Here is a 12,644-nt window from a genome sequence, read left to right on the forward strand (position 1 = left end):
GGGCTTTTGGAAACTTTACAAACCCATAGAGTTTTACAAGCCTTAATCGGCCATTTTACCCCTTTTTTAGAAAGCGGGATCACCGAGCTAATCATCAATACCGAGCAGGAACTTTGGCTTTATAAAGTCAATAACACACGAGAAAAAAGAGGGCATGCGCTTTTTGATAAGGCATTTTTGCTGAGGTTTTGCGAGCAATTGGCCAGTTTTAGGGGGTTGTTTTTTGATGAAGAGCACCCCACTTTAAATTGCTCTATCCCTTTCACGCGTTATAGGGTGAGTGCGAATCATTTTAGCATCACTACCAACAATCAAATCACGCTCAATATCCGTGTGCCTAGGCTTAAGCCCTTAAGTTTAGACGATTTCACTTTCAAAGCAAGCGATCCAAAGAGTTTGAAAGATTTAGCCCTAAAAGGGCATAACATTCTCATTAGTGGGGAGACTTCAAGCGGTAAAACAAGCTTATTAAACGCTCTTTTAGATTGCGTCAATAAAGATGAAAGGGTGGTGAGCGTTGAAGACAGCCAAGAATTGGATTTAAAAGCGTTTAGTAATTGCGTGGGGCTTTTAGTGGGCAAGCAAGAGAACACGCGCTTTAATTATGAAGACGCCCTCAATATGGCCATGCGCTTAAACCCAGACAGGCTCATTGTGGGCGAGATTGATACTAGGAATGCAGCACTTTTCTTGCGTTTAGGAAACACCGGGCATAAGGGCATGCTCTCAACCATTCACGCCAATAGCGCTCAAAACACTTTAGAAGCCCTTTCACTGAATTTGAGCATGCGCTATACGCATTCTTTAGATAAGGATTTGATGCGAGCGTATTTTAAAAGCGCGATTGATGTGATCGTGCATGTGAATAGGATCAATAATGAGCGCCAAATCGCTGAAGTCTTATGGACTAAAGAGCTTTAAATGCCCCTAAAATCCTTAAAAAACCGCTTGAATCAGCATTTTGATCTATCGCCTCGCTATGGGAGCGTGAAAAAAATCATGCCCAATATCGTTTATGCGGATGGTTTTAACCCCTCTGTGGGCGATGTGGTGAAGATTGAAAAAAGCGATGGCAGCGAATGCGTGGGAATGGTGGTGGTGGCAGAAAAAGAGCAGTTTGGTTTCACGCCCTTTAATTTTATAGAGGGGGCTAGGGCTGGCGATAAGGTGCTGTTCTTAAAAGAGGGGTTGAATTTCCCTGTGGGCCGTAATCTTTTAGGGAGGGTGCTTAACCCTTTAGGGCAAGTCATTGACAATAAGGGGGCATTGGATTATGAGCGATTAGCGCCTGTGATCACAACGCCTATAACCCCTTTAAAAAGAGGCTTGATTGATGAGGTTTTTAGCGTGGGGGTGAAGAGCATTGATGGGCTTTTGACTTGCGGTAAGGGGCAAAAACTGGGCATTTTTGCCGGCTCTGGGGTGGGTAAATCCACGCTAATGGGCATGATCACTAGGGGTTGCTTAGCGCCGATTAAAGTGATCGCTTTGATTGGGGAAAGGGGCAGAGAAATCCCTGAATTTATAGAGAAAAACCTGAAAGGGGATTTAAGCTCTTGCGTGTTGGTGGTCGCTACGAGCGATGATAGCCCTTTAATGCGCAAATACGGGGCCTTTTGCGCGATGAGCGTGGCGGAGTATTTTAAAAATCAAGGGCTAGATGTGTTATTCATCATGGATTCAGTGACTCGTTTCGCTATGGCTCAAAGAGAGATCGGTTTAGCCTTAGGCGAACCACCCACTTCAAAAGGCTACCCTCCATCCGCGCTTTCCTTATTGCCTCAATTAATGGAGAGGGCGGGCAAGGAAGAAAATAAGGGGAGCATCACGGCTTTTTTTAGCGTGCTAGTAGAGGGCGATGATTTGAGCGATCCCATAGCCGATCAGGCCAGGAGTATTTTAGACGGGCATATTGTCTTAAGCAGGGAATTGACCGATTATGGGATCTACCCGCCTATCAATATTTTAAACTCCGCATCAAGGGTGGCTAAAGACATTACTAGCGAGTCTCAAAACCTTTGTGCGAGAAAATTCCGCCGTTTGTATGCGTTATTGAAAGAAAATGAAATGCTCATTCGCATCGGATCTTATCAAATGGGGAACGACAAAGAGCTTGATGAAGCGATTAAGAAAAAGGCTTTAATGGAGCAATTTTTAGCGCAAGATGAAAACGCTTTACAGCCTTTTGAAACAAGCTTTCAGCAATTAGAAGAAATCTTAAGATAAAAGGAATGTTATGGAATCACAACTCATGAAACTCGCCATTGAGACTTATAAAATCACTTTGATGATTTCTTTACCGGTATTACTAGCGGGCTTAGTGGTGGGGCTATTAGTCAGTATTTTTCAAGCGACCACTCAAATCAATGAAATGACTTTGTCTTTTGTGCCTAAGATTTTAGCCGTGATTGGGGTGCTGATTTTAACCATGCCGTGGATGACGAACATGCTTTTAGATTACACCAAAACCTTAATCAAGCTCATTCCTAAAATCATAGGCTAGAAAATGCTAGAAACAACCATTGATTTTTCCCGCTATAGCAGCGTGAAAATCGGCACGCCTTTAAAAGTGAGCGTTTTAGAAAACGATGATGAAATTTCTCAAGAACACCAGATTATCGGTTTAGCGAACAACCTTTTAATCGCTCCCAACGCGAAACATCTCGCTTTATTAGGAAAAAACTATGATTATATTTGCGATAAGGGTGAGTGGGTTGAGATAGGGGGAGCGGCCAACTCGTCTAAAATTTTTAATTATTTTAGGGCGCATGATTTGGGGGGTTTGGAGTTTTTAGGGCAATTGCCTGGCACTTTAGGGGCGTTAGTTAAAATGAATGCTGGCATGAAAGAATTTGAAATCAAAAATGTTTTAGAAAGCGCTTGCATTAATGGCGAATGGTTAGAAAAAGAGGCTTTGGGGCTGGGCTATCGCAGCAGCAAATTTAATGGCGTTGTCTTAAGAGCGAGGTTTAAAAAAACGCATGGCTTTAGAGAAGAGGTTTTAAAAGCGTGTAAAAGCATGCGCAAAAGCCACCCCAAATTGCCTAATTTTGGGAGCTGTTTCAAAAACCCGCCTAACGATTATGCGGGCAGGCTTTTAGAGGGCGTGGGCTTAAGGGGTTATTGTCTAAAAAGAGTGGGCTTTGCCAAAGAGCATGCGAATTTTTTGGTGAATTTGGGGGGCGCGGAATTTGAAGAAGCCCTAGATTTGATAGAGCTCGCCAAAACCAGAGTGTTACAAGAATACGGCATTCATTTAGAAGAAGAAGTGAAAATTTTAAGGTAGGGTTGAAAGGCTTTATGTGGGATTTTATAACCAACACTCCATTAAAATAGAGTTAAAAATAAAAATTATAACCCACTAAACAAAAGGCTAACGCCAGATTAGGAAAAAAGGCTAACCGAAAACATGGTTTTTAAGATATATGGATTTAAGAGATTGTTTTCAGTAAGTCTTTTTGAGTGTTTAGATAGTCTTTGTCCACTTTTTAACTTTCTTAGCAATGGCGCTTGATAAAGCAATAGGCACAGCAACTTACTCATTATTTTTGAGTGTGTGTCAAAATATATGGTTTTGAAATGAAGTTTTCGCACTCAATCAGATTAAAATAAACCCATGATAGAATATAGAGAAATTTTATACAAGGATTATTGGTTGGAATTTACAATCACTTCTTTATTTAGTGGGTGCGGAGGATTGGATTTGGGATTTTGTGGAGGGTTTGACTTTTTAAATCGGTACTATGCTAAAAATCCTTTTAAGATAATTTATGCTAATGATCTAGATAAAAATGCTGTTTTAACCTATCAAAAAAATCTTAACGCACATATTGAATGCAAAGATGTTAAGGAAGTTGATTTTGATAAATTGATGCCCACTGGTATTGTTTTGGGTGGTTTTCCTTGCCAAGATTTCAGTTTTGCCGGCAAAAGAAAGGGGTTAAAAAGTGAAAGGGGGCGACTTTATGAGAGCATGATTAGATGCGTAAAAGATTTAAAGCCTAAGATTTTTCTTGCTGAAAATGTAAAAGGTCTTTTAAATATTGATAATGGAGACACTTTTAGAAAAATTTTGGATAGCTTTAAAGACTTAGGCTATATGGTTAATTTTGCATGTTTGAAAGTAAGCGATTTTGGAGTATCGCAATTAAGAGAGCGAGTCATTATGGTAGGCGTTAATGAAAGTTGCTTTAAAGAGCCTTTTAATTTTAAAATATTAAAGAAAAATCATGCCCCTTTTGTGTATGAAATATTGAAAGATTTGGAAAACTTAACAGAAGGGGCTATACCTAATCATTTTTATTCTAAGGCTAAACGCAATAAAGGACAAGGCAATAACGCTATTAACAAAGATACCTACGCTCCTACTATGCGAGCCGAACATCATGGCAATATTGAATACCACTATAATAATCATAGGCGTTTGAGTGCAAGAGAAGCCGCACGCATTCAAAGTTTCCTGGATAATTTTATTTTTTATCCTAGCACCTCATCAGCTTATAGGCAAATTGGTAACGCTGTGCCACCTGTTTTTGCATGGCATTTAGCGCAAGGAATAAAGGAATTTTTATATGCAAACATTGTTCAATGATGAGAGAATGATATTAAAAATACAAGAAAAATTACCTTATTTATTTCAGCTTGTAGAAAGTGAAAACAGTAGGGATGGTAAATTAGGAATGGAGATTGGTTCAGCTAGAGAAAGGGTAATTATTGCCCTTATGCTTTATTATTTTGGTAAAGAGAATGTGCAAACTGATTTGACTATCACGCAAAAAGAGATAGATGTAATTGTTTTAAATAAGCCTTATTCTATTAAAACCGCTCAAACATTGAACGGCATTAAGCTAATATGGACTACTGATGCTTTAAAAATACAAGAATTTATAGAGAGTTACAAACCAAATACAGATATTTTATTCGTGTATGTTTGTTGGAGAAAAGAGGGAGGGTTTTACTATATTCCTAGTGCCATACAATAAGAAGTTTTAACAACTAAAGGTAAAGAATTTTATTTTAAACTTCCTAAAAGCGGGACAAATTCTAGGGGAGTGGAAATTTCAAAATTAGCCTTATTGGAATGTATCGCTCACAAAGACACGCTAAGAATTCCTATTTTTTGGGAACGCACAAATAACTTAAAACATTCTCCATATGATAAATATTTAGAGTTATGGCAATCCTAAAATCCTTATATTATTCTTATTGAATTATAAGAATTTTTGGGGTATCAAGGGCTTTGGAACACTAAAAAATCATCGTAGGCATGAAAGCTTTTTTATAAATCACTGATGCTATAAAAATAGGAAAGGCTTTATTTTAATTGGGTGATAACTTTTTAAAAGCGTTCTTAGGGGGTTAGGGTATCGCAAAATACCCCCTATATCCCTATGAGTTTACATAATACTATAAAATAAAATAACGCTATTGGCAAAGAATTTTAAAAACTTCAATAATTTTTCCATGAATGTCCTTTAAGTGGGTTTGAAAACTTTTTTCAAAATATTTTTTATCCTAAAATAAAAATAATCCCTAATCGTTTGCGATCTTATGTGGGTTTTAAAAGATTGCATTTGTTGGTCTTTGGCCATCTCAAGGCGTTCTTTAAAAAAATCGTTTTTAAAAGGGGTGCAAAAAAGGTTTGCAAGCCAAAAACTCGCTGTGGCTTCATAGCAAATCAAGCGATCGTTTAAAGAACTGATAGAATGCCAGGGCTTGTATTTGATGAAATGGAGCATGACGATATTTTTAGAGTGGTGTTGGTTGAAAAAGTCAGAATAGCAATTATAATGGATGGGCAATTCTAAAATGCGCTTCCAAAACACCATATTGATCAAGCATTGTTCAGGGTAGAAAAGATCTTTCCCCCTAGTTTTTAAAAATTCTAAAGCGATTTTTTCAAACCCATTTTCGCGCCATAAATCTAAATTCGCCACCAAAAAGCCCATGTTAAAGCCCTGGTGGATGCGTTGCAATTCGTTGGTGCTAAAGCGCGAAAAATCAATTTTAAACTTCTTACAAGTGCGCTCAATAAAATGACAAAAAGCTTCAAAAGAAAGGTGAGAAAAAGTGTCTCTCACCATGCCAAGTAGTTTAGTGGGGTCGTTATCCAGTGCAAAATAAGCGCTTGCAATATCGCCTAAAAACACCGTATCCACATCTATGGAAATGATTTTAGAATAATTAGGGAATAATGATGCAAGCAAGAGCCGGCATAAAATGAGAAGCCCGCCATAACGCTTGGAGCAAGACTCATTAAGGTAGCTTTCTATGGAATTATCCAGCGAATTGATGTCTATAAATTCTAATGAAGCAAATTCCTTAAAAGGCTCAATGGTTTTTAAAAGCTTGTTTTGCTGCTCTAAAGTTACCCCTTTAATCAAACAATGGATTTTATACACGATGTTAGCGGGTGAAAGTTTGTTGTTTTGATTGATGGGGCTAAAATCTATCGTGCTTGTGTGCCTACTCGCATGTGAGAGTAAAGAATAAAGGCTCACGCCTGCCCCTAGCGCGTAATTCTTGTCAAAGCTTATAAAAATAGGGATAACTTGATTGGGCGAGGTTTGCGCGTTCATTGGCTATTCTTTGAGTTCGTTAGCACTTTTTGAGCGCTTTAAAATCGCATGCCTAACTTCTCCAACGCTCCCCATATAAAGGTTATGGAATTGGGTTTTATTGAAAGTGTTTTGGCGCTTGGCTAATTGCATGGTGTTAGAGATAATCGCTTCTTCTAATTCCTTTAAAGTGAGCTGTTTTTCTAAATAAAGAATGCTCTCTTTAACGCCTATGGCTTTAAAAGGCTGCGAATCTTTGGGGTATTGGGCATAAAGGGCTTTGATTTCTTCAATAAGACCTGAATGGAGCATGTTTTTGGTGCGCTGTTTGATGTTATTATGAAGCGCGGTTTTTTCAATAGATAGAGCGAATAGCGTTATGGCATGATCAAAGGGTTTTTTGGGGTTAGCCTTAAAATACTCGCTTGGGGGCGTATGGGTGGCATAAAAGATTTCTAAAGCCTTATGAATGCGGTAAGTGTCGTTTGGATGGATTTTAGAAGCCATGTTAGGGTCAATGGATTTTAAAAAAGTATAAGGGTTAGAAAGGGTGGCAATTTCTCGCTCTATTTTTAAAATTTGATCGTTATTGAGTTTTGGCATGTTACTCAAACCTTCTAAAATGGCTTTGAGGTAAAAACTGCTCCCCCCCACAATGAGTAAAATTTCTTTTGGGGATACTTTCATGGCGTCTTCTAAAAGGGTTTTAAAAAGGGGGGCGTTATTTTTTTCATCAATGTTAAGGTAGTCTAGGGCGTAATGTTTGATGTTTTTTCGCTCCTTTAGGCTCGGTTTAGCCGAAGCGATATTAATATCTTTATAAATGCTCAAAGAATCCAAAGAAAAGATTTCTGCGTCTAATGTTTGGGCTAGTTCAATAGAAAGAGCGCTTTTCCCGCTCCCGCTAGGCCCTAGAAGCGCAATGAGTTTCTTAGGCGTTTTGATAAGTAAGCTCCCTTTTATAAGCGTTTAAAAACCCTTCTAAATCAAATTTTTTACGGCATTCTTCTGTGAAAAGATGGATCATCAAATCCCCTAAATCTAAAATGATCCACTCTTCATTGGATTCATCTACTTGGTAAAAGACTTCGCCTAAAGGCTTAAGGGTGTTTTTTAATGCGTCTAGTAAAGAAAGGGCATGCTTACTCGCTAGAGTGGTGGCGATAATGACATCTTCTACCAAATAGGGGGTTTTAGACAAATCAATATGCGTAATATCAAAAGCCTTTTTCTCGTCTAATAAAGTCGTAATCATCTCTATGCGTTTGTTCATGAATTTCCTAAAAAATGGGTTAAAATAGCCTTATTATAACTTAAATCAAGGAATATTCATGAGCTCTGAATTAAACCTTAAATTATTAGGCACTAAAACGCCCTATATTTTTGAATACAATAAAGATTTGTTGGAAGCTTTCCCTAACCCAAACCCCAATTTAGACCCCTTAATCACTTTAGAATGCAAGGAATTTACAAGCCTTTGCCCGATCACTTCCCAACCGGATTTTGGCGCTATTTATATCCGCTATATCCCTAAAGACAAAATGGTAGAAAGCAAGTCTTTAAAACTCTATTTATTCAGTTACAGAAACCATGGGAGTTTTCATGAGAGCTGTATCAATACGATTTTACTGGATTTAGTGGAGTTGTTAGAGCCAAAGTATTTGGAAGTGTATGGGGATTTTGTTTCTAGAGGTGGGATTGCGATCAAGCCCTTTGCAAATCATGCGATCAAAGAATACCAAGACTTTAAAGAAAAACGCCTTTTGGATGCGAAATAACGCGCAAAGATAGGGTTTTAAGATTAAAGCCGTTCTAAATCAAACGGACAAATTAGAGAGAATAAAAAGAGAAAAATAAAAAAGATTAAAAAGGAGACCCCACAAGGGGGGGGTTTATTCTACATTACCCTCCGCTTGATTTAACTCCTCTCCTGTAACAATATCCCTCTCCCTAATCACATTCCCCTCCTCATCATAATCCTCATCTCTAAATCCATAAGACCAAAGATTATCGGCTAAAACACCAGGAGTTAAGCCCGCGCATGTTAAATCATACTTATTGATACCGCCATCGCATAAAAGTTGTGCCACGAATTTTGCCTCTTCTTTATTTCTAGGTAATAATTTCGCCCACTCTTCCAAAGTAACACCATAGCTCTTACCATCGGGTCTTACCAAATTCCTCGCATAAGTCTCTATCGCTTTACAGAATAGAGTAACATCACCCATGAGCATATCATCAAAAGTATCAAAGAAACACTCGTCAGTATTTCTGGTTTCAATCATAGCATTCCACTCCGCATCGCTATGGTGTTTTAAATCAGCCATAAAAGAGAGCGAATGAATGATAATCAAACTTGACTGAAACCCCATCTCCCCATAACTCATCGGCGAGAATAACAAACCAAGTCTTTTGCTTCTTTTTTCGTTAGCGTAAGAGTTAGCAAAGACCATAAAAGGGCTAGTGGTATCATCAGGGAAATCAAAGTCCAATTTGAATTTGCTTTCTTTCTCTTTAGGAGAAGTAGTCCTTTCCTTGACACTCGGACCGCTCGTAACGATTTTAACATTTTTCAACAAATCATCTCCGCTTGTTTCGGCGTGATTATGAGAAACCTCGTTTAAAGGCACTTCCTTAAACCATTTTAAGAATTTTTCGCTATTGAAAGCGTATGAGGCTTGGTTGCCTTTTTGACTCCTTAAGGTTACACGATTAAGCCCAATACTAATGACTTTAGCTTCCACCACTTTGTTATTGATCGTGGCTTTGACTAACGCCCCTACTTTTAATTTATTTTCATTTTGAAAACCCATAAAACACTCCTTGGTAAAATTTGTTTTAAATTCCGCTATAATCGGTCGTTCAATGTTTTTTTAATGTTCTTTATCTTTTCAGCATGGCTTGTTCCTCCTTGTGGTGGTGTGAAGCGCTTTTCAAACGCCCCCCCTTATTTTTGAGTATCGCATCATTCAATGTCCTTTAAAAGAGCGTTTTTAAAAGCTTTAATGGCGCTTTCACCCACCAATTCAGCGATACGATAACGCGCGATTAAAAAGTCTAATAGTTTTTCGCTCCTTTCTTGAATCTCTATAATCCCGAAAGAAGCGTTTTTAGCCACTTCTTTTTCACTATAAGAGCCTTTAAGGTATTCTTTTCTTTTTTCCTCAAAAGGCTTGTTGCTTAAAGAGCTGTTAGCGTTTTTAGCAATTAAGAGCAAATTCCCTAAAGCATGCACGATATGGGGATTTTTAGCCCAATTTTTTTCTTTAGCGCTATAGCCTTGATCGGGTTTTTGAGGCAAAATATGCTCAATGCTTTCTATACTGCCATCAAAATTCAGAGTCGTTTCAGGGTTATGGTATAGCTCGTATTCATAAAGCAAGTAATTCAACGCTTTGTTCCACTCATACCATTTTTTAGCATTATTAAAATTAATATTATTCTCAAGCAGTTTTAAACCGCTATGCTCTCCCTTGAAAAAATTCTTTTCTAGCGTTGGGAGATCTTCAATGGTTATTTTATCTTCCCAAAATCTACACGCTTGAATCGCTTTGAAGGCTAATCTAATCCATTCGTTTTTGGCCGTATTCTTGCCAGCAACCCCATAGATTAAAAACCCGAAACGCTCTAAATATTCTAACAAGCCCTCTAATTCTTGGGTGGTATAAACTTGTTCATTAGCGCTTCTTCCAACAAGCTGTATGGTTAAAAGAGAGAGCAATAAGGGCAGAAAAGCGTTTTCGCTCAAAGCGTTTAAGCGCCGCATTTTGTCTAACAAGCCGCGCATTTTAGGCGTGATCTCAATCCTAAGCTCTTCATCATCAAGCGTGTGCAAGAAATACCAAACCTTAGAAGAATAAGAAAGATGCAATAACAAATCATTTATTTTTTCATATTCGTCATATAGGTCGTCGTATTTTTTATGGGCGTCAAACGCTGTATTCAATAATCTCTCTTTAAACTTGCTATTCTCGCCATAATAATACGCCACAAAATGCTTTAAAAAACTTTCTAAATGATCGTCTTCAAACCGCCTCAAATCGTAATAAATCCTGGTGTAGGTGTCATTGATTTCTTGTTGAAGATTTTCTAAATCTTCTTCATCGCAAATCTTGTGTGCCACAAAATGCAAGCGGTTTTTTAACAATTCTAAAGTGGATAGATCTTTACCACGATTGTTAATCGTTTCAAAAGAGCTGAAGGGATCGATTCGGTTATCGTTCAATTCCACCACGCTAAAAAGCATTTTCTTTATAAGGGCATCAAACATTTTTTCAAGCGTTTCCATAGGCGTATCGCTGATTTTTTCTTGAAAAAATGCGTAAGCGTCAATCAAATTTTTAGCGTAAAAAGAAGTTTTGAACGCTTCCAAATCTTTTTCTTCTTCAGTGATCGCCCTAAAAGCTTCACTCAAACCATAATACTTATAGAATAGAACGGGTTCGAGGTTCATTGAAGAATACTTTGGGTCTTTGTTTTGGATGGTTTTTGCTAAAAGGCCCAGTAAGATCAGGCTTGTAGCCAATCGTTGCTGGCCGTCTATGATTTCAAAAGCGCTATTTTCAAAATCATTCTCAAGCTCTCTTAAGGTTAGGCTATGCATGTAATGGAATTTGTTTTCTAGCTTAGAGACATGCTCTAAATCATTCCAAAAATCCTTTAATTGCCTCATCTGCCATGCATACCCCCTTTGATAATCAGGGATTTCAAACACGCCTTTTTCAATCACTCCGTCTAAATCCAACAATTCCATTAAAATCCTTTCTTATTATTAGGTTTATGAGTTTTATAGATTATGGGTTAAAAACCCATAACCTTTTTAATTTTTTCGCTCAATCAATTTGGGTTGTCCAAGTCTTGTGCTGTGTGTGAAATGCCAAGTGTTTTTATTGACTAACTCTTCGTATTCTTGGCTCCCTTTTTGAGCGCAAACGCCCTCAACCTTTAACGCTCCCTCTTCATCAGTCCCGATAGTGTCATGGTCAATCTTTAGGGCAAAAACGCTCCGTTGGACTTCAGCCCCTCTAGTGGTTGAATCCTCATTCACAATGCCAATCACATAATCCGCCTTACGCATGAGTTCAAAATGCTTGTGCTGAGCCGCTTCGCCTCGTCGTGGGCGAAAATAATCCAAAGTGCATTCATCGCACAACTCTTTAAAATCCTCATTTCCTGGAATAGTCCCTTTATAAGCGCCTGAAACCATGCACAACAACAAATTGTATTTTTCATGCGCTTTTAAATCTTCTAACTGAGCCATCGTTTTTCTCCTTTGAATTTAACTCTGTAAGCCCCACTGATAAAAATGGGGCTTATGGAATTAAATTTTCTAAAAAGGTCGTGTTGGTTAAAAAGAGAGTGGGTAATAAAAAGTAGGGGATTTTTAAGTAGATTTTTATAAAAACTATGATAGCGTTGCTTGAACGCTTGAACGCTTGAACGCTTGAACGCTTAGTGCCATTTTTACCCCTTTTAAAAAAAAGATGACTTGCGGTATTGTATCTAGTGATATTTAATCAATGGCTAACCATTATTTTTATTCGTTATTTTTGCCTTAAGATTTTATCTTTCAAACAATTTTTTTATTTAAGCAAACTTTAAGCATCATATGTCTATAATTACATTTCGTTTTTAAAGACAAACTTTAAAAAGTTCTTTAATTTGACAACCAAACAAGCTATATCGTTAGGCTACAAGCCAACTACAAGCTATATATAAAAGCCAAAAAGCTTTAATATAAAAGCTCACTAGCTGATAAAACTTGACAATTGAAAAAGATTAGAAATCAAGCATTTTTAGTCTTCTTAAAAGGGTTTAAAATTTAAACTTATTATAGCGGGTTTTTGAATAAAACGGAGTTATTTGATTTAATATTGTTAATAGCCTATGTAAAAGTAAAGTAAAACTACAATAACTCTGTCTTATATTCACTAAGGCAGTGGTAGCGCTAAAGAATATTGGTGCAATTGTCGTTATTCATTATAAAAGGGCGGGTTTTAAAGGATATTTTAAAATTTAAAACAAGCTTTTAAGAGCAGATGGCGGATGCCTTGCCAAAGAGAGGCGATGAAGGACGTACTAGACTGC

At 37.6% G+C, this 12,644-nt stretch carries 12 protein-coding genes and 1 pseudogene; 7 read left to right on the forward strand and 6 right to left on the reverse strand.

Annotation, left to right across the window (positions count from 1 at the left end; genetic code table 11):
- Nucleotides 1-6: 6 nt before the first annotated feature.
- The 6 genes and pseudogenes from EAL49_RS07710 (at nt 7) to EAL49_RS07740 (ending at nt 5,186) form a co-directional block, all read left to right on the forward strand.
- A complete protein-coding gene (locus EAL49_RS07710; protein ID WP_120829694.1) occupies nt 7-921 on the forward strand; it encodes a CpaF/VirB11 family protein in 915 nt (304 codons plus the stop codon).
- Complete coding sequence (gene fliI / locus EAL49_RS07715) at nt 922-2,226, forward strand: flagellar protein export ATPase FliI (RefSeq protein ID WP_120829695.1); 1,305 nt, start codon at nt 922-924, stop codon at nt 2,224-2,226. It begins immediately after the preceding gene.
- A 10-nt stretch (nt 2,227-2,236) separates the two neighbouring features.
- Nucleotides 2,237-2,503: a flagellar biosynthesis protein FliQ gene (fliQ, locus tag EAL49_RS07720; protein WP_000445741.1), complete on the forward strand. Its 267-nt coding sequence runs from the start codon at nt 2,237-2,239 to the stop codon at nt 2,501-2,503.
- Between the two features lie 3 nt (nt 2,504-2,506).
- Nucleotides 2,507-3,286: a UDP-N-acetylmuramate dehydrogenase gene (locus EAL49_RS07725; RefSeq protein ID WP_120829696.1), complete on the forward strand. Its 780-nt coding sequence runs from the start codon at nt 2,507-2,509 to the stop codon at nt 3,284-3,286.
- 369 nt (nt 3,287-3,655) lie between these two features.
- Nucleotides 3,656-4,591 (forward strand): DNA cytosine methyltransferase, encoded by a 936-nt coding sequence (locus tag EAL49_RS07735; protein WP_038418133.1) that lies wholly within the window; start codon nt 3,656-3,658, stop codon nt 4,589-4,591.
- Nucleotides 4,572-5,186, forward strand: a pseudogene (locus EAL49_RS07740) (ThaI family type II restriction endonuclease). Before EAL49_RS07735 ends, EAL49_RS07740 begins: the two are co-directional and overlap by 20 nt.
- Before the next feature lie 288 nt (nt 5,187-5,474).
- On the opposite strand, the gene EAL49_RS07745 reads toward EAL49_RS07740, so the two are convergent.
- Genes EAL49_RS07745 through rsfS form a run of 3 tightly spaced genes read right to left on the reverse strand, consistent with a single transcriptional unit; the run spans nt 5,475 to nt 7,830 of the window.
- Complete coding sequence (locus tag EAL49_RS07745; protein WP_120829697.1) at nt 5,475-6,578, reverse strand: glycosyltransferase family 8 protein; 1,104 nt, start codon at nt 6,576-6,578, stop codon at nt 5,475-5,477.
- A 3-nt stretch (nt 6,579-6,581) separates the two neighbouring features.
- Nucleotides 6,582-7,481 carry a tRNA (adenosine(37)-N6)-dimethylallyltransferase MiaA gene (miaA, locus tag EAL49_RS07750; protein WP_120829698.1) on the reverse strand — a complete coding sequence of 300 codons (900 nt, stop codon included), beginning with the start codon at nt 7,479-7,481 and terminating at the stop codon, nt 6,582-6,584.
- A 7-nt stretch (nt 7,482-7,488) separates the two neighbouring features.
- A complete protein-coding gene (gene rsfS, locus EAL49_RS07755) occupies nt 7,489-7,830 on the reverse strand; it encodes a ribosome silencing factor (protein WP_120829699.1) in 342 nt (113 codons plus the stop codon).
- A 58-nt stretch (nt 7,831-7,888) separates the two neighbouring features.
- Here rsfS and queF point away from each other — a divergent pair, with 58 nt between their 5' ends.
- Nucleotides 7,889-8,335 carry a preQ(1) synthase gene (gene queF, locus EAL49_RS07760; protein ID WP_120829700.1) on the forward strand — a complete coding sequence of 149 codons (447 nt, stop codon included), beginning with the start codon at nt 7,889-7,891 and terminating at the stop codon, nt 8,333-8,335.
- Nucleotides 8,336-8,449: 114 nt separating this feature from the next.
- Here queF and EAL49_RS07765 read toward each other — a convergent pair whose 3' ends face one another.
- The 3 genes from EAL49_RS07765 to EAL49_RS07775 all read right to left on the reverse strand — a co-directional run bounded on the left by EAL49_RS07765 (nt 8,450) and on the right by EAL49_RS07775 (nt 11,817).
- Entirely contained in the window at nt 8,450-9,370 is a 921-nt protein-coding gene (locus tag EAL49_RS07765) for a hypothetical protein (protein WP_120829701.1), read from the reverse strand.
- 152 nt (nt 9,371-9,522) lie between these two features.
- Complete coding sequence (locus EAL49_RS07770; RefSeq protein ID WP_120829702.1) at nt 9,523-11,310, reverse strand: DUF262 domain-containing protein; 1,788 nt, start codon at nt 11,308-11,310, stop codon at nt 9,523-9,525.
- Between the two features lie 66 nt (nt 11,311-11,376).
- On the reverse strand, nt 11,377-11,817 hold the full coding sequence (locus EAL49_RS07775; RefSeq protein WP_033752089.1) for a hypothetical protein: 441 nt from the start codon (nt 11,815-11,817) through the stop codon (nt 11,377-11,379).
- Nucleotides 11,818-12,644: the final 827 nt, after the last annotated feature.

Origin of the sequence: Helicobacter pylori (genome assembly GCF_003637665.1) — a bacterium.
Taxonomy (GTDB): Bacteria; Campylobacterota; Campylobacteria; order Campylobacterales; family Helicobacteraceae; genus Helicobacter; species Helicobacter pylori_CK.

Bases quoted from the DNA above. Each gene is read 5' to 3' on its own strand.
- queF (WP_120829700.1), top strand. From the start codon at position 7,889: ATGAGCTCTGAATTAAACCTTAAATTATTAGGCACTAAAACGCCCTAT.
- EAL49_RS07725 (WP_120829696.1), top strand. From the start codon at position 2,507: ATGCTAGAAACAACCATTGATTTTTCCCGCTATAGCAGCGTGAAAATC.
- fliI (WP_120829695.1), top strand. From the start codon at position 922: ATGCCCCTAAAATCCTTAAAAAACCGCTTGAATCAGCATTTTGATCTA.
- EAL49_RS07770 (WP_120829702.1), bottom strand. From the start codon at position 11,310: ATGGAATTGTTGGATTTAGACGGAGTGATTGAAAAAGGCGTGTTTGAA.
- EAL49_RS07745 (WP_120829697.1), bottom strand. From the start codon at position 6,578: ATGAACGCGCAAACCTCGCCCAATCAAGTTATCCCTATTTTTATAAGC.
- fliQ (WP_000445741.1), top strand. From the start codon at position 2,237: ATGGAATCACAACTCATGAAACTCGCCATTGAGACTTATAAAATCACT.
- rsfS (WP_120829699.1), bottom strand. From the start codon at position 7,830: ATGAACAAACGCATAGAGATGATTACGACTTTATTAGACGAGAAAAAG.
- EAL49_RS07775 (WP_033752089.1), bottom strand. From the start codon at position 11,817: ATGGCTCAGTTAGAAGATTTAAAAGCGCATGAAAAATACAATTTGTTG.
- EAL49_RS07765 (WP_120829701.1), bottom strand. From the start codon at position 9,370: ATGGGTTTTCAAAATGAAAATAAATTAAAAGTAGGGGCGTTAGTCAAA.